Below are 26,253 nucleotides of genomic sequence, written 5' to 3' on the forward strand. Positions count from 1 at the left end.
GCGTAACGGTTACTGCATCGGCGACGCCGCTGCCGAATCGACGAGCGAATACTCTCGATCCCGACTCGTCCCTTCCGCCTCGAGGAGGTTGTACTGCTCCATCTTCGAGAGGTACGTCCGAACAGTCCGTTTGGTCCGTGGATCATCGACGGCCTCGGAATAGCGCTCGTGGATCTCGCTCGGTCCGACCGGGCCGTGCTCGCGAACGATGTCGTAGACGACGCGCTGGTGCGGCGTGAGCGAGTCGAGGCTCTTCTGCTTGATTTGGGCCCGAGCATCCTCGGCGGCGTCCAGGAGAATGTCGTCGGTGATGCGCTCGTGGTTCTCGCGATCTGCCTTGCCGGCGGCCGTTCGAAGGATGCCGATTGCGAGGCGGGCGTCGCCGGCGGCCGCGTCGGCGATCCGGTAGAGCTGGTCGTCGGTGATGACGTCCTCGTCGAGCCCCCACTTTGCCCGAGCACTCAGGATGTCGTACAGCTGCTCGTCGTGGTACTTGCCCATCCGGACATGTTCGCTGGAGCGTAGCCGGCTCACGAGGCGGTCGTCGACGCGGCTGAACAGCTCCTCTTCCTTGTTCGCGATGCAGATGATCGCGAACTGCGGGAGGCTGTGGAGGTCGTAGATGACGCTGGGGTCTTCGAGCTGGTCGACCTCGTCGAGGATGATGACGGTTCGCGGGCCGTCGTGTTGTTGGAGCCGGTCGACGAGTTCGTCGTGGGGCGTCGACTGCCGGTGGATGTCGATGGTGGCGCCGAGGTCGTCGAGGATCTGGTAGAGCGTCCGAAATCGGGTGTAGTTACGCCAGCAGTTGACGTAGGTAGCCTCGACGTCGAGAACCTCTTCTCGAAGTCGTTCCGTGACGAATTTCGAAATACACGTCTTCCCTGTCCCGCTGGGTCCGGTGACGATAGCTGTGTCGGCTGGTTCTCCGTTCGTGATGGGTTCGAGAACGCTGGAGAGGTGGTTGACTTCGGCGTCGCGATGCTCAACTTCCCGAGGGACGAACCCAGCGCGGAGTACGCGAGCATCGCGGATCATCTGTATCTGGTAGACTACTTTCTGGTCATAAAAGTGTAACTGGGGTGTTTCCGGAAACGCTCTTGCCTAGGAGATTGGTTCGAAGATTCCGTTCCATCGGTAGTTATTCGCAATTTAGGCGTTTCTCTAGTCAACACGATTTTCAGCCGACTTAAGCGGGAAATTGAGATGACACAATAAACGATGCGCCGGTCTATTGAGCACTTCGCCAGAGCGCTCGATACGGTTGCCCTCGATCTGGTTAGACCTGTCTAAATCGACGAAGTGTGCGTTTTTGTTGGGAAGAAAGGCCGCGAGCGTGAAGTTCCCACAATCACCTGTTCCAGTTAACGCCGCTGGTATCATTTTGCTGGGAGTCTGTGACTGCCAGTGTGATTCTTCCTTTACCTGGGATCCTGGGAGGCTCTTTACTGAGAGCGATCTTGCCGTCTTGCTCGAGTCCACTTACGTAACGACGGGCTGATTCGGTTGCACAAGCGAATTTGTCGGTGTTCCGGGTTACATACTGACTGAGTTCAGACTGAAGGTAATCCCAGACCTCTCTCCCATCTGAAAAACCCCAACGGTCGGATAATTGTCCGTTTGATGTGGGTTGTTGCTCTACAATATCGATTACTCGACGGTCAAAGGTATCTATACTTCTGTCCTGAATCGTGATTTCGAACGGTCGCCAAGCGGTTGATCCGCCTGGCCAAAGATTCCCGTACAGGCACCGATAGAGAACCTGTCCTCCCTGCGTAACTAACTCCCGTAGCTGACTGTCGTTCTCAATTGATGCATATTCGCTGACATCCATCAAAAATAGACTGAACGACTGAAATGCACCTAGTGAGGGATTGCGCCGGCAACGAGATTTGTGGAAGCTAATGCTCTTTTTAACGCTCTGGACTGTATGCTGTTTCCGGCGGTAACTGTCCTCAGTGCTCTGGAATCGCTCTATAACGCGTTCTGCGTCCGACAAATCGCTAATAATCGGCAAAGGTCCGAGGGTTGATTTTGCGAATCCGACTTGATCATCGAGATCCATCTTTATCTCGTCTTCTGGGATTCCCCAGTAATCGATTGCTTGATCTACGTATTTATTCCGAGAAGTAGAGTTGCGCTTCGTTGTGATTTCAGGACGGGAAATCGGACATCGATCGTTAGCGTCTAACAAGTATCCACTTAGAGTTGGGTCGATACACCGTGCCGAAAATGGTATTGCTTCTACAGTATAGACATATTCTGCACCCTCGGTATCCACGACCCTTAGTACACCGAAGTGGTCCGTAAGAAGGTCCATTGGCTCATATTTCATCCAATTGAACAAATCATCTAGCTCTTCCTTGTCGATGGGGAAGTCTGGAGCGAGTTCATTTGCGGTGTATCGGGCACCCTTGAGGCGATCGACAACGAGATCGGTGACTGGTTCCTCAAAAACGTGAATTCCGCCACGTCTGTTTGAAGGTACTGTTTCTGCAATCTTGCCGTCGGTCACGACGTGGCCCGCGTCCACAAGCTCTTGCCTTTCTACCTCGGGCTTGTCATAGAATTCGTCTGTCGGAATCATAGCTTTCGGGTGTATCGGTTGGTTATTCTCTGATCCAGTTCGTACATTATTGGTATTCGTGCCGGTAAGCGCTCAGGTAGATTCAATCAACCGGCTGATGAGTGAGTTCCGTTCCAAAGTTTCTCGATCGCCAACTAATGTAACGTCTTGTGCACAGTTGAAGCAGGTGTAGAGTTGCTCAATATCACTCACGGGCGGAGTGACCACTCGTTCTTCGCCTGTAACGGCGATACTGACTACAGCTGAGTCTACATGAGCTCCAGATAGCTGATCGGGGAGACGAACCGCTATGTCTTTCCCAATTTCTTCTAACTCTTCTTGAATGGCATTTGCATGGGCGACAAAGGGAGTAACAACCAAATCTGGAGAGACGTTTGTACAAACTTCAGCTACCTTTTCAGCTTCGGCTTTATTCTGTGTCAGGCGCTGATGAAGGTATGGTGTCGCATGTACGGGGATACTGACCTTCAGACGATGATGATCGCTATCAATAGGATTACTGGTCCGGACTTTGAATCTGATGTCCTGGATTGTGTATGTCTCGCCGAACGTTAGTGCGCTCGCGTCAAGGGTTCTAAGTTGTTGTAGAGACTGAGAGATATGGACTGCATCAACTTGTTCGACTGGTTCCAGCCGGATGAAGCGGGTTTCGTCTTCTTCAGTGGATGTTGGTACTTGATACTCTAGTGAGGTTTCACCGATGGCCGTTGCTATTGCTCCATCCGTATCTCTAAATTCGAAACTTCCGTCAATAGTCTCAGCGTCAAGTTCCAGCCCCGAAAATGCAGATTGCATTGTACGAGTGAGTTCTGCTTTCACCTGAATGCTCTGACTGTCGTCGCTCTCAACATTCGCGAACCGCCGGTATAGACGGTTAAAATACGCCTCGTCAAGACGGGCCTCTCTAGCCTCCCCACTGACAATCTCAGGACCAGACCGTCGAGTGTCACCAATTGCCGCTACTCGATCGCCGAGAATCTGGAGGAAATGGAACTGGGGTTCTGCAAGACTTTCCGCACCCACAATTACGATTGTGTCGAAGAATTTGTCAGTATGGGGCCGAACCGACTCATCACCATCTCGCATAGCGTGGAATACCTGTTCACTAAGCGCATAGCGTGCCGATGAAACCACGACAGATGCGTCGCGAAGCCCCTCATAAATCTCGTGCCCATCAGACGTTCCAGTAAGACCCGTCGTCGCTCCACCAGCGAATCCGTCCATTCTAGTCGCCCCTTCGACTGATGAAAGTCGCTCTTCGACCGAGTCGGTTATTTCAGGCCGCGTACAGAGAATTAACGCGCGTTGTTCATCGTCAGGTATCTCTTCGCCACCAGCGGGGCTTGGATACTGCTGCGTGGCAAGTTTTGTAACAATATCAGTAACGAGCGTAGTCCGCTCGCGACGGACTGGAACATCCAGATATAATTCCTTTGCGTCGGTGTACTCGGAAAGAGAATTTAGGTCCGAAGGGTCAAGACTGTCCTCGTTATCGCCGGCCTTTCCTGTCGTTTCAAGGAGGGGTGATACTTCTCCTCGCTGAGCGTAGTCCAGTTGTGACAACAGCTCACGTGGTAGAGAATCAGCGGCGACGGTACGGACGGCTTCATACGTCTCCGTAGGATCAAGGAAGGCTGAATTGGGCGTTGATTTCAGCTGGAAGACATACTTGTTCTCAACCCGGCCATAGTATGTGGCTTCTTGATAGTATTCTGTGCCGGTCTGCATGAGACGCACGCCCGAACCTGGGGTAAAGGACGGAACTAGCCCCGCATCTGACGTGAAGACCATCCTTCGTTGCCCCTCTAAGGCGTTAAGCTTGAGATCAGGGATTCGTAACCCTGCCTCTGACAGTGTTTCTGGAGCTAATTGCTCAAGTTCGTAGCCTAATCGTTTCCGATGGTCTCGCTCAGTGTTCAGTCCCTGACGAAGCCCCGTGTAATGGTCGGTGACAGCGGGATCTCGGAATTCGAGTCGTTGGTCACAATCGTCGAAAAGCGGACACTGGGATATGATGTTCCCTTCATCGTCTGATTCAAAGCACGGCCAACGGCGCTCAGACTGACAGTAGTATTGACAAGGTGATGGAAGAATCTCATTTTCCTCTTGGTCGGTTGTCGGTGACTTGAACGTACAGCCAGTACAATCCCGACCGTAAGTCGTCGGCACACCGAATCCATCGCGAAGAACAGATGCCTCATTCCGGAGAGAAAGAATGTCTTCTACATCGCGGCGCCGTAATTCGACTTCTTCCAACACGACGCTCGATTCGTTCGCAAGGTTCGGATACACGAGATAGCCGCTGACCCCTTTGTCAATTCGATCATGAAGACGCTCTCCCGTCTCAAGAGTTTCGACGAGGAATGCTAGGAGATAGACCCGGAGCTGAAATCGGTGATGATTCCGTGTTTTATCGGTCAGCTTGTAGTTGGTTTTGAGATCATAGGGGGTCCCATCGATGATTAGGTCAACGCGGCCATTAAAGCCGACAGAGGCAGATAGGCCTACTTCTGCACTAACGTTAGTCGCTGAAGCGATTCGATTTGTAAACTCGTCGTCTGTCAGAAGACGAGTAGCAGCATCTAACGCGTTCTCCCGAATTCGGTTGGGGCTCACCCATGCCAACCGACACAGAGCCATCTCGATAGAATACTCTGACTCAATTAGCTCTTCAAGAGACGCCTCAACTTGAGCTTCCGACCATCCACCTTTGAATTGACCTTTGCCCCCTTCTTCGATGGCGTGTTCTACTAATGTGTGGACAATTCTACCTTTGATTGCTCCGGGAGAAAGATCGTACCTACCGGGTGAATATACGTTCTTCTCGTAGAGAAGGTCGTAAATACGGGGGCACTCGCTAGCGGAGCGCATCTCACTTTTGCCGATTGCGGTATCCGGGTCTCGGATTATGATTCCGGTGACGTTGAAATACCACTTGCCGTTGTGTGTGTTAGGGATCCCCCTGACGACGACCGACTCGTCTTGCTGTAAAGGCACCTCGTCGATTATTTCACGAAGATACGATGCGGTTCGCCCGAACGAGTCCGTCCAAGCAGGATCCTCATGCCAGATCGAGAGGAAGGCATCACCTTCGAACTGACCAGACACCCGAACTGGATACAGTGTCTTGTCTCCGCCTTGTTGCCCTCTTCTTGGGTCACCAACGACTGTACATCGGATAGTGACTTCCTGGCCATAGTGCGTCTCGTCGTCAACGATGTCCTGAATCGGATAGATCATCTTCATTTGCCTCCATCAAGTACCGCTAGTGCGCGTGCGAGGAGACGGCGGTCGAGCATCTGTTCTTGATACCGATACTGGTGTGTGCAGGAATCCCGTTTTAGACAGTCCGGGCATGCATGAATACACTGCTTGGTTACCTCTTCTATCCGTTCAGCCAACTCACTGAGATCGCGGCGCTGGGAACGTCTATTCGCAAACCGACGATACGTTTCTCTGACCCGGGTGTCGAAGAACGTTCGGTCCTCCAAAGCAAATACTAAGTCTACCGGCCGTGGTGTGCGGTTTAGTTGTTCCTTTGTTGTCGTATATGTCTCAGCAACAACGCTATAGAAGCGGGCCATTTCCCGAGTTTCGGCAATTCGGTTAAGGCGTCGGTGAAGTAGCGGTTTGACGTCATCGTACCGAGCGTACGAGAAGTCGACTCCAAGGTCCTGAAACACATCATTGAACTCGGGTACGTCGCGCCCAGATGCAATCTCGTTCGTTTGGGCGAGGTCAAACACGTACTCTCCAGAGTATTCCTTCAGCAAGGAAACCAACGTCTCTTCTGTAGCACCAATATGGCAGCTCGACTGTTCAGCAAGCCCGCTTAGCAGTTCAGTATCGGATAGCTCGCGTAAGTCATCGAAGACTTCACGGCTCACACCAGCACCGCCTTGAATTGAATCATAGATACCGATCTCAACGGTTTCGCCGCTCGTCTCTACGAAGTTCACGTCATACCAAGCTTCGAAGTCACCACCTCCGGCACTGTATTCTGCCGCCCACGAAGCAAGTCCATGTTTGAGTGAATGGATAAAGACATGCTCAGCAAATTGCCTCACTGACTCGCCGTCAGCACACTCCTCAATGATGGATTCCAACGAATCTCCATATTCATCCAGAAGCGTCTCATAAGTCGAGATTTCCCCGTCATCGTAATCAAGCAACCCTAACCGCCGGTCCTTAGACGGTAAGAGGCTCGGAAGACGTGCTTCAATGTCGTTAACACTGGCCTCAAATAGCGAGTCTGGCCCGTCAGACCCCATCGAAAAGAGGTAGTCAACCGCAATTAGGGCACGATAGAACGGGGTAACGCTAAATGCGTGCTCGAGAGCCTCCTCTTGGAAGAACAGGCGATCCCATAATCGACGGTATAAGAGCGAAAATTGGAGGTCTCGGAAAAGTGGCGTTTCTTTCTGGAAGACTTTGTCAAGTAACTCAGTGACTATCGACCGGTCTATATCAAACATCAGAACCTGGCTTTCCTCACGGCTACCGACGAATGCAGTGGCGTCATCTTCCTCGTGACGATAGCGAATTACCTCAGAGAATGTCCTCTCTTCGCCGTATAACGTCAACAGGGTGGCATAGTACGATTTAAGAAATGTCGCGTCGCTGTTGAACTCTCCCTGCTCAATAAGGCCACCGGTCATCGTCGACAAATCCAGTGACTCTGGACTGTCACCTCGTCCAAGGGGGTGCTTAAACCAGAGGAACTGCGAGGTCGGATCACTTTTCAGCGTCGTGAGCTCCTCTTCCGGGACGTCCTCTGGTTTCTGGTTCCTTACAACCCCGTTCGCAGAATCCCAATAGTAGTGCGTATGCTCTCCGTTCTCACCCACGCTCGGATTCCAGACGATGAACTGTTGGGGAATATAGACGCTTACCTCATCTACAGGGTGCTCAAACGGTGTGTACCGCTCTTCTTCACTCTGTGGTAGAATCTCGGACAGTTGGCTGGATGTTCGAATGCGCAGCCCGTCGTTAATATCTGCAAATCCTCTTCTCGATGAAGGCCCGAAATCGCCAGTCCATAGGTCGAATTCCCATCGACGTTTGTAGCCGCCGGGCAGAAAGCTCCCCAACATAAGATCGAGCGGCTCATTCGCCAAAAAGCCGCCATTCGCGTTGACAACACTGATGTTACCGCCGACCTGCTCAGAGATGAACGTACCAGGAACGCTAAATGGCCTTGTTGCCTCTGGATCAAGTTCGAAGAGGTCTGGTATATGGCAATATGGACGGAAACGATTACGCTGGACCTTATCGAGTAGGTCAGATTGGTATTGAATCAGGCCATTAAGTCGTGCCAGCAATCGCTCTTCTTGCGTTAGGTCATCTGCTTCCGAGAGAGGAGTTTGATCGCTCATTTGTTGGAAGTGTTCTCCAAGTCGAGATTCCCCGCCGCAATCTCCTGGAAAAGCCGGCGCTTGAACTTCAGATCATCAAGGCTCTCCTCGAGATCGGCCTGACGAGTCCCTCTAGGGAAGCGTGCTGCCTCCCAGAATTCTTGGATGTCCCCTCCACCTACACTTGCAGGTGTTAACGGGGCCTGTGTTAGATTGATGTAGTCTCCAATTTCATCAATCACGGCAGTAATCTGCTCCTCGGGCACCATCGGGAACGCCTTGCGGAGCCAGTTAGCGATCTCATCCTGCTCATGTGTGAATTTCTCGTCTAACTCCTCAATGTCTAATCTTCGGTATATCTCGTCCGCGGTTTCGTTGTCAGTGACGTTCAAGTAATCGAAGATGGCAGAGACGAGGTGCTCTGTTCGAACAAACCTGTTCTCTTCATCCAGATTGATTTCGAGGTACCTCTCATCTGGGTCAGAGAGCAGGTTTTCATGGTGGAAGTAGAATGCGTCTTCAGGACGTGACCCGAGAACGACTACTGAGATTGGTTGATCATCAGGATCACGACCTCCTCTCCCTTTCCGTTGTACGAATCCGGGGATGTTCATTGGTGCTCGGTACTGGAAGGTTCCAATTATGCCGGGATGATCGAACCCAACTTCCAGTGCGCTAGTAGTGACCATAAGGTCCCAATTGTCGTCTTCAACGCGGGTCCCATCCGGAGTCTCGGTTCGGCCACTTTTGTGCAGGTAGACATCCATCGGCTCAAGGTCAAGCTCGTCGGTCATCGTCCACCAGCACTCACCTGCCTCATAGACTGGGCATGGATTCAGGTTCTTGTTCGGAGGAAGTGGTTCACAGACCGCCCGTTCATGGGATGCTGCATTCGATCTGAACTGGTGCTTGGGGCAGTCTGGATTCGTCCCTGGTTCATCTTCGTCTCGCAGGAAAGCATCAGGAGTACGGAGAGTAAATAACTCCTGACCCTCGACACCTCGTCCAGACTCTGCGTCTTGGATATAATCACCTAGTCTTTTGACGGAATCGATCGAGTCAACGAACCCCAGAATTTTGTTCTTCAGTTGACCCTCGTCAGACTCCTGTTTGAGGATCGTATGGTACATCGTGAAGGCGACCTGAATCATGGACGAGAGATTCGTTACGTTCGTCTCTTCGAAGTCCTCTGGCCCCCATTCACGCCGAGGTTTGTACTTTGCTTCACCCTGTGGAACCTGGACCTCTCGGGGGTCTGTAGCCTTTATAAATACGAGATATTCCCACCCGATTTCTTCAATCTCACTCTCTTTTCTAAATTCCTTACTCGTCTCCTTCCATGGGATGTCTTCGTTCTTCCCTCGGGGAGTGATCTCTCTAGCACTGGGTGCCCCAAATATTGCCTCCGTGAACTGTTCAGCGTTTGATATTGTTGCACTGGAGGCAACCAAGTTGGGTTGTTGGTCAGGATCGACTTCACGCATCGCAGCTTGGAACCGCCGCATTACGTTTGCGACATGCATTCCGTACTGGTTCGTATAGACGTGAACCTCGTCGAGGACAACGAACTTTGGAGGTGACGCGTGTTTCCAGAACTGATCGTAGCCCCGGTGATCCATCAACCGTCGATGAAGAGTATCGGGAGTGACTACGATGATGTCGGCTGTGGCTCCCTTATCTGATCGGGCAAAGTCAGCCTTATGCGCGGGATCCTTGTCACAGACCATTTCATCGGTCGGCATTCCCCCATCACAGCCGTCAACGGGGCAGCTGATCTCGGATTGGCTTGCACTACCGTGTTGGAGAGCAACTGTTATCGGGAGCGAATGATAGGGCAGTTCGTCGTCAGCAGCGATAATCTGTTCAATCTCGTATAGATACTCGACGATGCGCTCAAATTGGTTATCACACAGATCTTTTCGGGGGTATGCAAGAACAGCGTCAACACCGCCTACCCGAATGTTGTCATGGTTCGCCGTCAGGCTGTATGCGAGTATCGGGAACAAGAAGGCCTCTGTCTTACCACCGCCGGTGCTCGCGGTAATAACGTGGGCCCGTTCTTCGTTTCGTTCGGTAACTGCCCGGCGATAGAGTTCATCGAGGGATCTCCCCTGGAATGAAGCTAACCCGGTCATACCCCGGCGCTTACAAAGCCTGTATATCAGGGTGAGCGCATCATTCGTGGCCTCTCGCCAGTCTGTACGCCCGACAGACCCAAACTCAGAAGCAGGTTCGCCGGTGCTTGCGCGCTGTAAAATCTCTCTAATTTTGTCCCCCAAGTCAATTCCTTGGTCGCCCCATTTAGGCTTCTCACGGGACTGTATGTCCATCTTGACCATCTTCGTGAGACTGGGAGCATGCTCGAATCCACTTTGGTCAGCGAACCGCTGGCGAAGTAGTGCGAAGTACCTAGTGACTTCTGCTACACGACTCCGAACGCGTTGTTTGTCGTAGACATAGAGTAGGACATCCCTTTCGACAAGCTTGTCGATGACGTGTTGGAAGAGTAGCTGGCTGGCCGTTTTGGTAGTTAGCTGAGCAGGGAATACGTAGGTAATATCGATATTTTCGCCAGTCTCCGGTTCATTCTCACCGAGTACGAAGGTTCGGTGAAACCGATCGAACAGGTCGGACAGTGCTACCGTAGAATCGTAGTTACCGGCGTTGATCTGCTGCTTACAAGCATTATCAACCCATCTAAGGACATGCTGTTGGAGGTCATCATGGTCTTCCCCGTCAACTAGAACCTCCCACATCTCCTTGACAGCATCAAGGTGCTCATGCTGTCCCATCGCTGCATTACTCATTGGTCATCACGACCGTTATGTCCTCGATGTCACTCGTAGAGTCCGAGTAGACATCTTTGAGTTGACTAAACGCTTCTGTCTCATTGAAGTCTGTCTCAGTGACGATCTTCGTGAAACTCCCATCATACTCACGCAAGGCAGCGACAAATTGCTCACGCCGAGTCGGCCCTTTTGCGCGTTCACGAAGGTCGTCAATGAGTGTTGGCGCCGTGGCGAAGTCGCCCTTCTTTACGGTTTTCCGTGCTTCTTCAAGCAGGTCTTTCCCTTCCTCGTCGGATATTTCCGGGTCGAGGTCATCGAGCTGTTTTAGATACTGTTGTTGCTGCTGCTCAATCCCTTGTGCCTGATCTTTGAGTGACTTGAGGTCTGGTTCAATCTCTTCGAGGGTGCTGAGGGCAACCTGGAATTCGCCACTGTTGAACTGATCTCGGTAATCGTCAAATCGGGATTCAATTGTCTCAAGTTGGTCTTCTAGTTCCGCGTGCGAAGAGTTCTCTGCTGAAATAGCGTCGATATGGTCTTTCGCGCTGTCCGCTATGTCACGGAGTTGCTTGTATTTCTCAGTACATTTCGACTTGACTCCCAGAAGTTGCTCAACCTCATCGTCTATCGTATCTACCCGGTCATCGATGCTCCCAGTTCGTTTCGCAAGCCTCTCATACTGCTCGTTATCAATGAGAGACTCAAGTTCCGTATCCAGTTCTCCCAACTCGTCATCGTAGTCATCAAGCTGAGACCCAAATGAACCCTCTACATCAGATTTCGAAATTTCCCGTCGAAGATCGTCAATATCGTCCCGAACTGAAACTGCGTTACCGATGATCTTCTCTTTGCGGTCAGAGACAGTATCTTCCAGGTCTTCCTCTAGTCCCACTATATCATCAATGAGGGCCCGAACCTCGTTCAGGTCGTTGTGGGTCGGGTTGAAAACTTCATCAAACTGATCGAGTTGAGTGGTGTAGTCCTCAATTCGGTTCTTGTAGCTATTGATACTCTTGGCGTCAAGCGAAACCGCTTCTTCGTAGAGCGCCTGCGCCGCATCCAGCCTAGATTGTGCTCGGGACCTAGCTTCATTATACTGGTCCTCAACACTAACTATGTCGTACGCGTCGTGAATCTCTCCTTCCCGTTCAACTGTCGTGGGCTCAACGTAGTTCTGTCTCTGGAGATGGTCCAGATACCACTGAATCATCGCATTCTCGTCACCACGTGAACATCCAAGGGCAAAATCCGTAGTGACCTGTGCTTGGATTTCTTCCATAGTTAGCGCCCCTTGCTCATTGAGTCGTCGATAAATCTCGTACCAAGGAGGCCTATCGTTCTCAATATCTGGGTAAATCAACCGTTGACCAGATTTGGCTACTAGATTCTGATCCTTTAGACCGATCATATGGTCGGATTTTAGATTATAGCTCTGTATATCTAATTCATCTTGTAAATTCCCGATCGTAAACTCCCGGGCGTCGTTCTTTTCTAAATGATCAATCACATCTCGATGGACTTTGTCAGGAAATGGAAGGATGGTCTCAGTGAAGGTCTCTTGTAAGCCACCGATAATGCCGATCTCAGAGATCAATGTATGCCCATCGACCATTCCTTCAGCTTGAATCTCAGAATCACCGAGCGCCAGTAATCTACCATAAATGAAATTATCACGTTGTTCGGTAGAGAGATTGACCTCTATGATGCGGTCGGTGACAAACTGTCGCTCTTCGCTGTCTAGCCCGTTAACATACTTATTCGCCTCCGCGGATTGCTGCTGATTTTGCTTTACCAACGCACCGAAGGTAGCCCCCTGGGATTGGTAGGCTTCGACGTAGAGCTTGAGCAATTCTACGGGGATCTCTTGGCCGTTATAGACCCCAACGGCGACAGTTGGCTTTCCTTTTCCTGGCCCTCGATCAACATCAATTAAATAAAGAGCGTATTCGTACCGGCCGGAGGCGATGGTGACTGGATCCTTGTGCAGGCTCCCTTTACCCATCGATTGAACCGCCAGCGCTAGCCCACGTGAAAGGTATCTCTGGTATTTATCTGGGGCATTGGTTGCTTGAAGATCGAGTTTCTGTATTTCCGTACCTTCGTCACCTTTTCCGCGGAAGAGGAAGTCCTTCGCCTCTTCGCTCAGAACGTAATAGTATCGGCCGTGTCGGTCACGTTTTTCAAGGACGCGGATTTCGCCAGCATCCTCTCCCTCCACAGTAACCGGACTCATCAGAGCGCCAGGAACGCCGTCTGAGAAGGAGTTCTCTGGAATCGCATCTCCTTCTCCAATGAGGCGCCCCTCCAAACGCTCGAAGTCATCTCGTGCGTCAGGGTGTGCATCCTCGAGCGCCTTCTTGAGTGTGGTGAGGGCTTCTCCACTTAGGAGATCCTCGTCACGCACAAGAGAGGTGAAATCTCTAAGAGCGTAAACGATAGCATCGCCATCAATCCTGTCCGCATCTACCTTCGCTGCGTAGTTGAGGGCTTCAGAGTATATCTGAAGGATCGATCGTGGATGGCCGCCCGTAACCTCAGTTACAACATCGATAGTGTCCTCCACAATCGGTGAAATATCACTACGGTTGGAAGTTCGGTGTACATCCATCCGGTCAATTAGCATCTCCTTGACGTCCGATTCAGTAAGATCGCCGAGATAAATGTCGTCTCCTTGGAATCTTTGAACTAACGCATTACCAAGCGAGTCGTCGTCATCCTCGTATTGGGTAATTGCCATTCGTGCACCTTGAGAGAACCCAAGGAGAATGTGCAGGCCCGAGGTGTTCAATTCGTTAACAAAGTGGAGGAACGAGCGAATAAACCGTTGCACCTTCTGCTCGTCATTTTCTGCCTCAATATCTTCTGCTTCGTCGATGAAGAGGTAGACTGAGCGGTATCCTAGTTCTTCCCTGGCGTGTGTGACGATTTTTCGAAGGTTTGTGGCAACGTTGTCTTGCAGACGTTCATATTGATAGGCCTCGTCGACACTATTGTCCGGTTCAACATCAGGAAGTGCCTCTACGTAGTCCTGAAGTCTAGGTTCGTCTTCTAGTATCTCCTCAACAATTTTCTCATACAGCCGACGAATACTCAGGCCTAAGTTGCCGACGTATACTGCTAGTGCTTCGTACGTTTCCCCCTCGACTTCAACGCCTTCTCTTACCTCGTCCCGCAACTCGATGAGATGGTGGGATTTACCTGTCCCATATTCTCCGAAAATCAGCCGACGCTTCATAAGGTCGGGCTCACGAATGCCCGATTGGACGAATTCACGCAGGCGATACTCCTGATCATCCCTTCCAACCAAACTATACTGTGCCGCAATCTCCTCATCCGCGATAGTGGTCGAGAATGGGTCTCGTTCCAACCCTAGTTCGTCGAATTTGCTTGCTGGTTCACTCATGGATTTTGGCTCCTTCAAGTACGCTTTCGTTGAGAGTCAACTGTTTGTAGCTACCTTCAGAAACGATACCGGCAGTGTGGAGTCTTTTGATGTAGTTGTCGAATGTGCTTCGAGGGATACCGTATAATGTTTCTAATCTCTCAAAGAGTTCTGGTTCTCGAATACTACCTCCGTCTCCAATCAAATCAGAATATTCTTCGTAGATAACGTGTGCGAAGAGGCGAACAGGCCATCTTCCTTGGATGTAGCCATTATCAGCCGGTTCAATAACGTCGGCATCTTCCAGAAGATTGAGGCCCATGTCAATTGTGAATTGATTCATCTTGTCATCAATGAACGCTTCAGCATCAAATTCCCGCATTACTTCGTAATCCTTGACCGGGCCTTTTCGGTAGATGAATTTCGAGAGGACGAGCAGCATCGGGTGTTGGTACATGATATTCGCGAGGATTCGGTCTGCTTGAGACCGCTGATCTCCTGCACCAACGACTTCCTCACCTGAATAAGTTAACACGGCCCCCTTGTCGTTAAATTCCTCTTCGGATGTTAGTCGATACCCTTCTTCGCTATTTTTTATAATATTTGCATCACGAAGTTGCTCGATAATGTCGTCTGCTCCTTCTGTAGCGGTTTCATCAGCATCGATTGTTTTCCGTTGTCTCAGTGCGTCTGTAAGCTCCTCCTTGGACATCGGGCCTGATTCTGCGATCAATTGAATGCCGGCCCGTAGTTGGAAGAGACGCGCATACTGGAGGGTCATTCGAATAAGATATTGTTGGTCTCGCTCATAAGTAGATAAAGGCTTCCCTGACTACTCCCACGTTTTCCCCTGTCTCTGGAAATAATGAAATGTTGACTTCTCGTTCTTTTTGCTGATAACACCTGTATTGGCCAATCGTTCTAGAACTGCCTTGACTTCTGATTTATCCGTTCCCAATTGAATATCTCGTGGGAGTTCTTCGTATATCTCGGCAGGAGTTCGATGTTTCTCTGAGAGGATTAATTGGATTTCATCTCGAAGATTAATCTCTGTGTCCTCTGTCGAATCGTCGATGTCCTTAGTAGGTTCATCGGGATGAAGCGATCGGGCTATTTGCTCTACCCAATCGCTGATTTCGTTGTGAAGGACATAGTCACCAGACTGGTCTACATACCACTCAAAATCAGCGAAATCAATACTCATTACTTGATAAGTAGCTATTCCAGCTTGGTTCTGTTCGATACGACCTATGAATTCTTCACCGACTTCCTGGATATGATCTGACGTTCCACGAAACATACGGTAGACCCCCTCAACCTGCCTAAACCGACGAGAAACACGTTCATAGTGATCATCGTCTTCAATATATGGTAGCGGAAGTAATGATGTATCGACATATGCGCGGTCAAACTCAGTCAAGTATTCGAACACTTCCTCCGGGTCAATATTCCAGTATTCACCGATAACGAAGGCGTAGTCTTCATCCAGTTCAGTGACTTTTCCACCAGGGATATGTTCGGCAATATGAGGGAGCGTATCGACATACTCGTCCAGTCCCAATAGAGAAAACATCAACGTTGGATCTACTACACGAGCGAAGAATGGGATTGTTTGAAGCGTATAATAGAGTGACCTTCCGTCACTGTCGACACCGCGTATCACACCGTGCCGTTCCTCAAGAAGGTTCAGTTTGAAATTCTCGTTCGTAAAGTCGTCTGACCCGCGTCGGCGATACTTATGTAGTATACGTCGAACGTCCGCGGGTTGTACGCTAAAGTGGTTTGCTAATTCTTCGATAGTGTATTGACCCTGCTCCAGTTGATCCAACACTAATTGGTCGAGAGAGCGTTCAAATATTCGAACAGCAGGGTTTCCCTTTGGCAGTTCATTTAGAAGTTGGTCAGTAGTCGCAACGCGCTTATTATGGACCAAGCGTCGTTGTTTGGTTTGTGAGAGGGAGTAGAAATCGACATCGTCAGCATACATATTGATAGCCAACTCTCGGTGACAGATATTTCTGTTCCTGTCTTACTCGCACCAACAGTGAACTGGACCGGTGTTTTGCTCCTCGCCCTGTGATTCGATTTCGCAAACGAAAAACTCACCTTCCGGATACATGATGAACCGATCTTCATCGATGTTCTGAACGGAAGCCACATCCTCAATCTCCCACTCAGCGCCCTCATTGCCGTCCCACGTGTAGTAGTCGTCTTCACCATCTACTGCGAAGTCGAGTACACCGGTTCCGCTACCGATGATGTGCTGAACCTGACTTAGTCGGGTTGATTGTGTGATTCTGCCCATGAGTCAATTTCATTCGGCTACGGTAATCAATGTCCGCCACTTCAGAGGAAGGGGAGTAGTGCCAACGATGGAACTGGCATTTTCACCGCCGCGCATCCCACTACGCGGCGCTTTGTCGTCCGATTAGACGAATGAGTGAAACCACCATAGGTATTCACAAACTAGAACTGTTGGATGATTATTAGATTACTTTCTGCATCGGGCACCCTGGGATCGGTGTCTCCCGCACCGGTCCTACTCTCCGTGAGCCACACCCGCGTCGAGAAGAATTTGCGCCAGAACCGCCCTATTCGAGGATAAATCGGTTCAGCGGCGTCTATAATTCGGTATAATCGGGGCGCTCGGCGTATTCGATTGGATCGCGCTCGCCGAGATTTTGGAACGCCTGGAGACGGAACGCACACGCGTCACACGTGCCACACGCTGGTGCTTCTTCCCGGTAGCAGCTCCAGGTGTGTTCATAGGGGACGTCGAGTTCGAGACCGCGTTCGGCGATGTCTGTTTTCGACAACTCGACGAACGGCGCTTCGACGCTGATCTCCGTCTCCGGTTTCGTGCCGACGTCGACGACCTGCTGGAACGCCTCGAAGAACTCCGGTCGGCAGTCCGGATACCCCGAGAAGTCCTCGCTGTGCGCACCGATAAACACGGCCTCACAATCGTTGGCTTCTGCATACGACGTCGCCATCGACAGCAGGTTCGCGTTCCGGAACGGTACGTAGGAGCTCGGAATCTCGTCACTCTCCAAGTCTGCCTCCTCGACGTCCATCTCGTCGTCAGTGAGACTCGACGCACCGATCTTCGAGAGGTGGTCCGTCGTCAAGTGGAGGAAGTCTGCGGCGTCGAAGGCCTCGGCCTGGGCCTGCGCACATTCGTACTCCTTACTCTCGGTCTGCTGGCCGTAGGACGTGTGCAGCATGTACAACTCGTAGCCAGCATCCTGCGCGACAGCCGCTGCGGTCGCACTATCCATTCCCCCAGACGCCAGGATTACCGCTCGTTGCTCGCTCATACCTGACCCTCCGTACGGTTGACCGCTGCTTGGAACCGCTCACGTTCTGCCTCAGTCGGTTCTCCGGCAGTTGCCCTGGTGGTGGTCGTGCTTCTCGTCTCGACGCCGCGCATCGCCTCACAGAGGTGCGTTGCGTTCATTTCGACAAAGACGGTAGCTGCGTCTAGTTCCTCTTTGAGTCCCGACGCGATGTCGTTCGTCAGCTGTTCCTGCATTGTGAGTTTTCGTGACTGCCAGCGGACGTACCGAGTCAGCTTCGAGAGCCCTACCACCTCGTCTGTCGGCCGATACGCCAAATGAACTGTTCCAAAGAACGGCAACAAGTGGTGCTCACACAGCGAATACACGGGAATTGCGGTTTTGACAACGAGATCGGTCGTCTCGGCGTCGAAGGTCCGCATCGTCGGCTTCGCGGCCTCCCGTTGGCCTTCGGTGAGTGTCGCGAAGGCGTCCGGTACGCGGCGCTGCCAGGTCTCAGTCAGTGCGTTACTGTCCGGATCCTCGCCGACGGCCTCTAACAGGAGGCGAACGCCCCGCTGTGCCTTCTCGTAGTCGATGTCTGATTCTACCTCGCCAGTCGCGAATTGAGAGTGCGTCCTCGTCATGTTACGTTTCGGGGGCGTCGTTCCAGAGGTCTACGTGCAATCGGGGCGTGTACCGGTAGCCGTACTCCATCGCGAGTTCAGCTACCTCATTCCGGCGGGCATCGAGTTCGTCTCGAGTCGTCCCCTCGGGCATCAGCAGCACGTCGGAATCCGGGATACGACTCGCCGCCACCGATCGGACGTCGGCGAGGAGGGATTCGATCTCGGGCAGGTCGTCGGGGCCAGTGACGACAAACTTGAGTTGTACGTTGTAGTTGTCGACGAGCGCGCCGAGTGCATCGAGGTCGATACGTCGTTCTTCGTGCCGGTCTGCCCACTCACCATCGCCCTTGGGGTCTCTCTCAGGGGTAGGTGTACTGGAGGCGAGTTTCGGACTGATGCTCGCCAGATCGATGGGGGCGTCGCGGTGGATCGTGCCGTTTGTTTCAACGGTGGTGTGGTAGCCGAGATCGTCGAGTTGCTGGAGGAGCGTGACCGCGTCATCGTGGATAAGCGGTTCACCACCAGTTAGGACGACGTGGTCGGCATCGTCGTGTGACTGGACTTCCTCGACGATGTCGTCGACGCTCATTGTGGCGTGGGTTGGCTCCCAGGAGGTGTGGTAGGAGTCACAGAACCAACATCGGAGATTACATCCGCTGGTGCGGACGAACACCGAAGGCGTCCCGGTGAACTTCCCTTCGCCCTGGAGCGAGTAGAAGAGCTCGTTGACCGGCAGTGCTGCGCCATCGACATCGTCCGCTGGCTGCTCATCAGCTGTCGAACTGACTGGCATCAGTGTGTCGCCCCCGCACAGAGCTCCGATGTCTCCCGCACCGCTACTGAGATGTCTGAGACTGACTCTGGAAGTGTCTCGAGGAGTTTTCGTTCCAAGACGAGCCCCATTACTTCCGCGGTCGGTGGGTGTTCGAGAACGACGAGTGAATCACCGTCGCCGCTCTGCTCGAAGGCGTCGATGAGGGGGTCGTCCTTTTCGAGGAGGAAGCGGTGGTCCCAGTCATCTATTACTGAGGTAATATCTCCTTTGTCTACGACCCAGCCATCTTGGGTGAGAGAACCAGTGACCTCCACCGAGATTTCGTAGTTGTGTCCATGTGGACGACTACATTTCCCATCGTGGTGGAGGAGGCGGTGCCCGGTGCTGATTCGGATCGGATTGTCCTTTCCTATGAATAGTGTCCTCTCACCAGACTCGGAAAGGTCGGAGACCGATTCTTGTTCAAGATGCACACCAAGAGGTTCTCTCAGTATTCACTAAGTATTATCGGTAGCATACTCACTATGTCCCTAATCACGTGAGGAAATTATATTGCGGTTGGTAAATTAGAGCCAATAGTTGTGGAAACGTCGTCAGCCAGGCACCTAGAGACGGTTCAGCCGGATTGGGACGACCTTCCGCTAGCTTGCGAGTTGCTTGAGTTGCGACGGCGTGAGCCGAATGCCGATCTGCGGACATTAGCTTTCAACAGAGGTGTCGTGGGGTCAAGAAAAGTTCAGCACGTGACTCAACTCTTGGAACTGCTTGACCTTCTGGATGAGGGCGAACTAACTGAAAGAGGGCGATGGCTTACTGAAGCGTATGAACCTGCACTGCAACAGAGTCATTCTGGAGCAAAGTTAGGCATCGGAGTGAAAGATTCGCTATCGTGTACCGAACAGGCCCTTCTCTGGATGGTTATTTTTTATGAGCACCGTTTGCCAATGCTGGCAGTTCTCCATCAGCTCACAGTTGAAACCGTTCCGACAACTCAAGACACACCAGCGGCACAGAGGTTCGGTGAGCGAATCGACCATCTCTACCCCGATGTCGATAGTGACAGTTCGTGGGTACCACGTGCTAAAGTACACTACAAGTGGTTAGTCCACCTGGAACTCGCGAAGATTCGGTCAAGTAGTTACGTTCTGACCGAGATCGGCGACGGTGTTTTTGAGCAAGATGAGGCAGAGTATCCTGACCAATGGGATTCGATACAGATCCATACTGGCCCTACACTATCTGACTTCGGTTAGTTAGTGCCAGTTACAGAGTGAGGGACTTCAAACGGATTTATAGGATGCCCTCCCATCGCTACTACTGGTGACTATCTAACGTGCGGTTCTACGTACCTGAGTGGGACGACGCAGTCGACTCCCACTACGATTTCGAACACGACGAACTCTCTACCTTGAATCGTCAAGAGCGCGATCTGGACTATATCTGGGACATTTTCGAGCCCGAAACCACACCAGTAGACGGGGTTCTCATATCTCGCGAACAGGTCGAAGAGACAAACCGCAAAGCCGAGCGACTAGCCCAGTACGGTGTCTACGATGACCCCGTACTTTCTATCCCGAATTGGTTACCGACGATTAGTGACTGCGGGGCTTGGGGGTACAAGTCGCTCCCTTTCCCACCGTACGGGAACGAGGATATGCTCGACTTCTACGAGACGCTGGACGTTACTGTCGGCGTCACTATCGACCACCTCGTTCTAGGGTCAGGAAAGGACAAGGGGCGGCTTTATCTTGACGAACGCGCGTTCGACGGAGAACTCAACAAAGGCGACATCCCCGATCCCATCACCGACGTCGTTGACGTTATGATCGAGGAATGGCCAGAGGAATGGCCCTCATATGTCGACGAGTACGAGCCGACGATTCGTACTGATCCCGATATAGAAGTTGAGCCGTTCATCGCTGAGGACTTTCGGGGTGACATTGATACCGTTCTGTCCCGGCTCGCACAGGATTCACGTGCGGTCTATCGCGAACACGACGCCGAGTTCCGCTACGACCTGACGCTGCGGAACGCCCGAGAGATGTATGACCTCTACCAGCGTCGTGACTATCCGTTCCGACTGATGGTCGCTATCCAGGGATGGAACCCTGATTCATACAGTAAGGCCACCGAGGAAGTGCTTGGTATGGGTTATGACTACCTCGGAATCGGGGGAGTCGCAGGTAGCCCAGTTCACGACGTTCGTGGAATCGTCAAGAGCGTCGGGAAGACGATCAAGCAGTTCGAACGAGAAAACAACACCCGCATCGACTCTCACGTCTTCGGCTTCGCGAAGACTGAGGCGTTCGAGACGATTGGTCGGTCGGGGATGACTAGTTTCGATAGCGCGAGTATGCTTCGTTCGGCGTGGACCGGTGGACAGAATTATCGTCTTGATAACGACGAACGCTACGATGCCATTCGAGTTCGCTATCCATCGAGCCGGGACGATCTCGACGAAGCTGTTGAAACGTCCCTACGCGGTCGTGAAACATTGGTGGCACTCCGGGCATACGATACAGGAGATTCGATTCGTAATGCTCTCGAGAGTTGGTACGAACAGGCTGAGAAGGTGCTTCCAGCGACGAGAGAATATCTCCTGGAACACCGCCACGATGATCAGTATGATGAGTCGCTCCTACAGGACATAGAAAGAGCGTTCCGAGAGGATTTCGAGTATGGCCGCGAGGTTCAGGCGAGCTTCAGTGATAATCTCCGTAGTAAGTTAGTCAAACTCCTGCGGGAAGATACCCCGACTGCTCCAGTTCCGTTCGAGGAGTACGACGAACTACTGAGCACAGCGGTAGACGTATTTGAGGAGTTCCCACACGCGAAGACCGTTTTGAACGAGCCGTACGTTGTCAGTGACTATGATCGAGTCTGGGCGATTGTCCGGGATTACGCTACTTGGATCGGTGACGACGACCTGCTCCAAGAGTATCAAGACACCCTTCGAAGTCGTCCGTGGGAGAAATGTGACTGTCCAATTTGTAGAGAGTACGGTGTCGAGGTTTGCATCTTCCGGGGGAACGATCGGAATCGGAGACGAGGGTTCCACAACACACGACGCTTCTATGATGAATTCGAGGAAGACCTTCCGAAGATTCTCGTCGCGACCCAAGGGGATGCAGCCTACAGTGGCTACGAAACTGTTGAAGACTATCTGCGCGACAAACACTCCTCGTTCTGGACTCAGACGCATGACCTTCCTGTTGCAGAGATTGGTGTACTAGATGCGAACGGCGTGAGTGAGTGGTGGGAAGAAACCCCGTCGCTCGTCTCGTTCGCCCCAGATCGTATGGCAGCAAACGTCGGCGAACAAGCAGCGAGGTACCAGCACCTCTTCGTACACACATTGGATGGTGAACTTGACGAAGAAGCCGTAGCGGCTGCTCGGGAAAACGGTTGCGAGGTACACACCAATAGCAACCCTCGAGACTTGCGAGATGAAATACTCGAGGTCTGCGGGCAAAACTATGCAGCTAGTGACGACTTCGTGCCTCATCCACCTGAGATTGATACCGAAAACGGATTGGACATCCTTGTCATCGACCAATGTTCAGGATCGAAGGAGATACCAGACGACGCGCCGATTTTCGGTGAAGAGGAAACTCTCCAATTCTCTCGTGAAGACCTACTCGCTCGGGATAATGTGCCAGGTATTGCAGCACGCGACCTATACACGGGACGCCAGCAAAACCACGTCAAGAGTGCAGTTAGATGGCTTCTGCGACAAGGTCACGACGTCGACCGTTACTTCGTAAGTGCAGGATTTGGCCTTGTCGCAGAAGACGAGTATCTCCCCCCCTACGAGGTAACATTCAGCTCAATGAATGTTAGCGACATAAGAGAGCGATCTGCGAAACTCGACATTCAAAAAGACCTGCGACACCTCCTTCAAGAGGCCGATTATGATGTCGTCTTCTTTACCCTTGGGAAGGACTATTACACCAGTATCGACATCGACGAGATGGTCCAGGAGGTACGTTCAGACCGGATTGGTGTGGTCTTCAATCGCGAACTTGTCGAAGACCAATTTGACAATATCGAATCCATTCCCGCGCGGACAGAGGACGCAAAAGAACATAGCACGATCGTTGTTGGACTCAAGGGTCACTATATGAAGAATTTCGCTCGATACATCGATACTGTCGATACTCTTCGCCCGGAAACTATCGAAGAACTATGTCGGCGAGTAGAGGAAGTACCACCACAAGCGGAATTCGAGTCTGAGTGATCCTCCACTACCAAGTGGCATCGTACGTGTTCTTCCGCTCCTAAGAACCATCCCCCACCCTAGGATAAATGACATATTATTGAACGGTCCATATTGCCCCATTCACTAAATAAGAGGACAGCCTACCCGAGCGGGAGGCATGTTGTATCGACGCAGGAAACTCGACCTCCCCCGAGGGGAATTAGATACCCCTGTTCTCTTCCCCGTCAGAAACATCGGGAAGCGGTCGAGTGACAATACACCGACGTACGTCGGCACGATCCCAGAGTTCTCGGCAGCGATGATCAACGCGAGATCAATTCGCAACCGAGACCCAATGTGGCAGAGAATATCGAATGGTGTAACATTACGGGAGGAAATGGACGTCCCCGAGGACACCATCGTTTTCGCTGATAGTGGTGGGTTCGATTTCGCCAACGAAGAAGTGGACACTACCCCAGCAAAAACGCTTGATACCCAGAGACAATTGGACGCGGACATCCTCGGTACAGTCGACATTCCTCTCTCAAGGGAGAATCGGGCAGCAGAAAACCAACGGCGAATCGACCAAAGCATCGAGTACGCACTCAAAGCGAGCGACCATCACGATGGGGAGGGCCTTCTCTTCGCGAGTGTCCATGGTTACGATCCAGAGACGATCCGGAATAACATACAATACTTAGAGAAGAATGGTGAATTCGATGGCTATGCCCTCGGAAGTATGGTTCCAATACGAACCGACTATAAAAAAGTAACAAAGCTGATACTATCTGCACGAAACGCGACAGACAAGCACCTCCACGTGTATGGTCTCGGAGGTCTCGTCTATCAACCACTGCTGCTCTACTTGGGGGTCGACAGTTTCGACTCTTCGGCCTTCATTCGTAGTGCAGGCAACCGGAACTACCTAATTCCGGGATTCGGGGGAGAAGAACTACGGAATATCGAGGAACTAGACAGGCTCCCCTGTCCATGCCCAGTGTGTGGACAAAAAGCACTCGACGAGATTCGCGAAGACCGAACTGCCCTGACCCAGCATAATCTCTGGGCACTTGCGACCGAGCTGCGACGCTTCCGGTATGTCGCCGAATCTGGTCGAGATATTGAGGAGTACCTCGACTTGCGCTTCAGCGGAAACGAGGTCACTAAGCGGGCATACGAAACCGCGAAGCAACAGATGAGGAGGCTCTCATGAGCGATGAGAGACCAACTGTAAGGCCAGTCACTCTCAGCCGGATGGCTGAACTGACTCATGCCTGTGAAGCAGTTAGCAAGTCGACTGTAGATCTTGAGGACGACTTGGAGGTAAGTCACCGCCGTGCACGTGAAACAATCCTTGAAGCAAAGCGTATCTCCTTGCTCGACGAAGATGATTCTGGCGAGGAACCAGTCTATACGACGACTGATGTCGGTTTGTCATTCCTTAGTGCAATTCGCGACGAGGACTGGAGCCAAGTAAGTACGATCTTGGAGACACGTAGTCCCCACTACGGGACATTCATCGAGGTTCTCGAAAACGTCGAAAACGCTGGTTTAGACACACTCTTGACTCAATTGGAAGAGGCACAAGAGTTCAGCCCATATTCATATAATCAAACGAGTGTGGAGGTCCTTGGGGATTGGGCTGAGCGGTTGGGCCGAGTCCAACGAAACGCGTTCACAGGTAACTACTACTTGGTAGACCAGGCGGCGATATCCGCTAACTACCACTACCTGCTTTTGGACGTGTACGACGATCTTGAAGAGAGAGCAGGTGTTGACCTTCGACAACGCTACCTGTCGATTCCACGTCTCCGTGAGGAGACCTGTGAACGCCTCGGCTGCACTCGCGATGATTTCGACGCAGCGCTACTGGAGCTCTGCCGACAGAACGTCGGTAAGCTCGAGCTGTCGGGAGCGCCAATGGATACGGCTGCGAAGGATTCCGCACTCGGCATCAAGCGTATAGCGCTCTCTGAAGAGGACGGTTTAGTTAGCACATCCCAGTCCACTCAGCAGGTTATGGCTGGCGTTGAACAGTTCGGTAAGAAATACTACTACCTCGCGGTGCATGACCGCGACATCGAATACTCGCAGGAGGCTACATAATGTCCGACACATTCACGATCACCGACGAACAGCAAGACTACTCACAGTACGACCTAAACGCGAACCCCTTCCCATACAGTCCAGTTCCAGCTGAAGACCCCGAGATTTACTGTGGGCAGCAGCACGTTTCGGATAAGATCAGCTCGACGGTTTCGTCGATGTTGTCTACTGGGAAGTCGAAACATCTGGTAGTCACTGGAAAGTATGGGAATGGGAAGTCTCACACGCTCAAATACACGCGCTCGCTCCTCCGTGGTCGCGACGACGTCGTCGTGGGATATGTCGCCCAGCCTGGTGAAGGATTTCTCGACATCTACCACGAGTTTGTCTACGACCTGGGTTTCAACCGAGTCCAAGAGCTCGCGTACGAGTTTCTTGCATCTGTGGCGAGAGATGTCACCGACACAAACCCGATCGGTGCCAGTGGGATGGAATCGCTGATTGACGAAGGCGATGTGCTGCTCTCGGAAATTGTCCCCGAGGCGATTCGCCGCCTCAGCGATGTGACGAAATTCGCCGACTTTGCGCGTGCCATTATCCACATGGTGTACGAGGACACGAATCTCTACGCGTGGCAGTTGCTTACCGCAGAGGGGATTCGTTACGAGCAGCGCAAGGAGATGGAAATTCACAGCGCACTCGACGACGACACGATGGGTGTTCGGGCCTTCACTGCACTCAAAAATATGCTCCTCGAACTCGGTTATACGGGTATTTTCGTCTTCGTCGACGAGTTCGAGAGCATCGCGCGACTCTCACCAAAGGATGAACAGGCAACACTCAACAGCATTCGGCACCTGATGGATCAGAACAGTTCGGGACTGTGCATGCTGTTTGGTTGTGCTCCCGAGGTATGGCAAGATGTGATGAGTGAGTACCACGCGTTCAGTGAGCGAATTGGGGAAGAAGTTGCTCTGAAACCCCTTACAAGTGAGAACCTCTATGAGTTGGTACGTGATTATCTAGATCAAGAGAGAGTGTCTTCTGCTGATAATGAAGGGATAGAGCCATTCTCTGAGGAGGCGTTGGATTTGATTCTCCAAACATCACAGGGCAATATCCGACAGGTCCTATCTATGTGTAGTCGTATCCTCGATGATGCTGCAGAATCAAAGGAAAATAAAATCACAGCTGCTTGGGTGGAAGAGACGGTCTGAT

General features: G+C 51.9%; 17 protein-coding genes. 4 read left to right on the plus strand and 13 right to left on the minus strand.

Annotation, left to right across the window (positions count from 1 at the left end):
• Positions 1–9: 9 nt before the first annotated feature.
• From Harman_RS18620 to Harman_RS18680, 13 genes are all read right to left on the minus strand, one after another.
• Entirely contained in the window at positions 10–1,038 is a 1,029-nt protein-coding gene (locus Harman_RS18620; protein WP_137685201.1) for a Cdc6/Cdc18 family protein, read from the minus strand.
• A 313-nt stretch (positions 1,039–1,351) separates the two neighbouring features.
• Positions 1,352–2,587: a DUF5797 family protein gene (locus Harman_RS18625; protein WP_137685202.1), complete on the minus strand. Its 1,236-nt coding sequence runs from the start codon at positions 2,585–2,587 to the stop codon at positions 1,352–1,354.
• Between the two features lie 72 nt (positions 2,588–2,659).
• A complete protein-coding gene (locus Harman_RS18630) occupies positions 2,660–5,827 on the minus strand; it encodes a PD-(D/E)XK nuclease family protein (RefSeq protein ID WP_160140711.1) in 3,168 nt (1,055 codons plus the stop codon).
• Positions 5,828–5,829: 2 nt separating this feature from the next.
• Positions 5,830–7,962, minus strand: a complete 2,133-nt coding sequence (locus Harman_RS18635) for a hypothetical protein (RefSeq protein WP_137685204.1) — start codon at positions 7,960–7,962, stop codon at positions 5,830–5,832.
• Positions 7,959–10,748, minus strand: coding sequence for a DEAD/DEAH box helicase (locus tag Harman_RS18640; protein WP_137685205.1), 2,790 nt, complete (start codon positions 10,746–10,748; stop codon positions 7,959–7,961). The genes Harman_RS18635 and Harman_RS18640 overlap by 4 nt, the downstream gene beginning before the upstream one ends.
• Entirely contained in the window at positions 10,741–14,133 is a 3,393-nt protein-coding gene (locus Harman_RS18645) for a hypothetical protein (RefSeq protein ID WP_137685206.1), read from the minus strand. Before Harman_RS18645 ends, Harman_RS18640 begins: the two co-directional genes overlap by 8 nt.
• A complete protein-coding gene (locus Harman_RS18650) occupies positions 14,126–14,824 on the minus strand; it encodes a hypothetical protein (protein WP_137685207.1) in 699 nt (232 codons plus the stop codon). Before Harman_RS18650 ends, Harman_RS18645 begins: the two co-directional genes overlap by 8 nt.
• A 120-nt stretch (positions 14,825–14,944) precedes the next feature.
• Entirely contained in the window at positions 14,945–16,099 is a 1,155-nt protein-coding gene (locus Harman_RS18655) for a hypothetical protein (protein WP_137685208.1), read from the minus strand.
• A 42-nt stretch (positions 16,100–16,141) separates the two neighbouring features.
• Entirely contained in the window at positions 16,142–16,417 is a 276-nt protein-coding gene (locus Harman_RS18660) for a hypothetical protein (protein WP_137685209.1), read from the minus strand.
• A 316-nt stretch (positions 16,418–16,733) separates the two neighbouring features.
• Complete coding sequence (gene queC, locus Harman_RS18665) at positions 16,734–17,429, minus strand: 7-cyano-7-deazaguanine synthase QueC (protein WP_137685210.1); 696 nt, start codon at positions 17,427–17,429, stop codon at positions 16,734–16,736.
• Entirely contained in the window at positions 17,426–18,034 is a 609-nt protein-coding gene (gene folE, locus Harman_RS18670) for a GTP cyclohydrolase I (RefSeq protein ID WP_200830989.1), read from the minus strand. Before folE ends, queC begins: the two co-directional genes overlap by 4 nt.
• Before the next feature lies 1 nt (position 18,035).
• A complete protein-coding gene (locus Harman_RS18675) occupies positions 18,036–18,809 on the minus strand; it encodes a 7-carboxy-7-deazaguanine synthase QueE (protein ID WP_137685211.1) in 774 nt (257 codons plus the stop codon).
• Complete coding sequence (locus tag Harman_RS18680) at positions 18,809–19,264, minus strand: 6-pyruvoyl trahydropterin synthase family protein (protein WP_137685212.1); 456 nt, start codon at positions 19,262–19,264, stop codon at positions 18,809–18,811. Before Harman_RS18680 ends, Harman_RS18675 begins: the two co-directional genes overlap by 1 nt.
• Positions 19,265–20,124: 860 nt before the next feature.
• Between Harman_RS18680 and Harman_RS18685 the strand changes: the two genes are divergently transcribed.
• From Harman_RS18685 to Harman_RS18700, 4 genes are all read left to right on the plus strand, one after another.
• Positions 20,125–23,028 carry a DUF6884 domain-containing protein gene (locus Harman_RS18685; protein ID WP_137685213.1) on the plus strand — a complete coding sequence of 968 codons (2,904 nt, stop codon included), beginning with the start codon at positions 20,125–20,127 and terminating at the stop codon, positions 23,026–23,028.
• 139 nt (positions 23,029–23,167) lie between these two features.
• On the plus strand, positions 23,168–24,202 hold the full coding sequence (locus Harman_RS18690) for a tRNA-guanine transglycosylase (protein ID WP_160140712.1): 1,035 nt from the start codon (positions 23,168–23,170) through the stop codon (positions 24,200–24,202).
• Complete coding sequence (locus Harman_RS18695) at positions 24,199–25,095, plus strand: hypothetical protein (protein WP_137685215.1); 897 nt, start codon at positions 24,199–24,201, stop codon at positions 25,093–25,095. Before Harman_RS18690 ends, Harman_RS18695 begins: the two co-directional genes overlap by 4 nt.
• Positions 25,095–26,252 carry a BREX system ATP-binding domain-containing protein gene (locus Harman_RS18700; protein ID WP_137685216.1) on the plus strand — a complete coding sequence of 386 codons (1,158 nt, stop codon included), beginning with the start codon at positions 25,095–25,097 and terminating at the stop codon, positions 26,250–26,252. The genes Harman_RS18695 and Harman_RS18700 overlap by 1 nt, the downstream gene beginning before the upstream one ends.
• Position 26,253 lies beyond the last annotated feature (1 nt).

It is taken from the genome of Haloarcula mannanilytica (genome assembly GCF_005406125.1).
Lineage (GTDB): Archaea > Halobacteriota > Halobacteria > Halobacteriales > Haloarculaceae > Haloarcula > Haloarcula mannanilytica.

What these genes read in the sequence shown, in the direction of transcription:
- Harman_RS18650 (WP_137685207.1), bottom strand. Translation starts at nt 14,824, where the DNA reads ATGTCCAAGGAGGAGCTTACAGACGCACTGAGACAACGGAAAACAATC.
- Harman_RS18655 (WP_137685208.1), bottom strand. Translation starts at nt 16,099, where the DNA reads ATGTATGCTGACGATGTCGATTTCTACTCCCTCTCACAAACCAAACAA.
- Harman_RS18690 (WP_160140712.1), top strand. Translation starts at nt 23,168, where the DNA reads ATGTTGTATCGACGCAGGAAACTCGACCTCCCCCGAGGGGAATTAGAT.
- folE (WP_200830989.1), bottom strand. Translation starts at nt 18,034, where the DNA reads ATGACGAGGACGCACTCTCAATTCGCGACTGGCGAGGTAGAATCAGAC.
- Harman_RS18620 (WP_137685201.1), bottom strand. Translation starts at nt 1,038, where the DNA reads ATGATCCGCGATGCTCGCGTACTCCGCGCTGGGTTCGTCCCTCGGGAA.
- Harman_RS18660 (WP_137685209.1), bottom strand. Translation starts at nt 16,417, where the DNA reads ATGGGCAGAATCACACAATCAACCCGACTAAGTCAGGTTCAGCACATC.
- Harman_RS18645 (WP_137685206.1), bottom strand. Translation starts at nt 14,133, where the DNA reads ATGAGTGAACCAGCAAGCAAATTCGACGAACTAGGGTTGGAACGAGAC.
- Harman_RS18625 (WP_137685202.1), bottom strand. Translation starts at nt 2,587, where the DNA reads ATGATTCCGACAGACGAATTCTATGACAAGCCCGAGGTAGAAAGGCAA.
- Harman_RS18630 (WP_160140711.1), bottom strand. Translation starts at nt 5,827, where the DNA reads ATGATCTATCCGATTCAGGACATCGTTGACGACGAGACGCACTATGGC.
- Harman_RS18700 (WP_137685216.1), top strand. Translation starts at nt 25,095, where the DNA reads ATGTCCGACACATTCACGATCACCGACGAACAGCAAGACTACTCACAG.
- Harman_RS18675 (WP_137685211.1), bottom strand. Translation starts at nt 18,809, where the DNA reads ATGCCAGTCAGTTCGACAGCTGATGAGCAGCCAGCGGACGATGTCGAT.
- Harman_RS18695 (WP_137685215.1), top strand. Translation starts at nt 24,199, where the DNA reads ATGAGCGATGAGAGACCAACTGTAAGGCCAGTCACTCTCAGCCGGATG.
- Harman_RS18640 (WP_137685205.1), bottom strand. Translation starts at nt 10,748, where the DNA reads ATGAGTAATGCAGCGATGGGACAGCATGAGCACCTTGATGCTGTCAAG.
- Harman_RS18635 (WP_137685204.1), bottom strand. Translation starts at nt 7,962, where the DNA reads ATGAGCGATCAAACTCCTCTCTCGGAAGCAGATGACCTAACGCAAGAA.
- queC (WP_137685210.1), bottom strand. Translation starts at nt 17,429, where the DNA reads ATGAGCGAGCAACGAGCGGTAATCCTGGCGTCTGGGGGAATGGATAGT.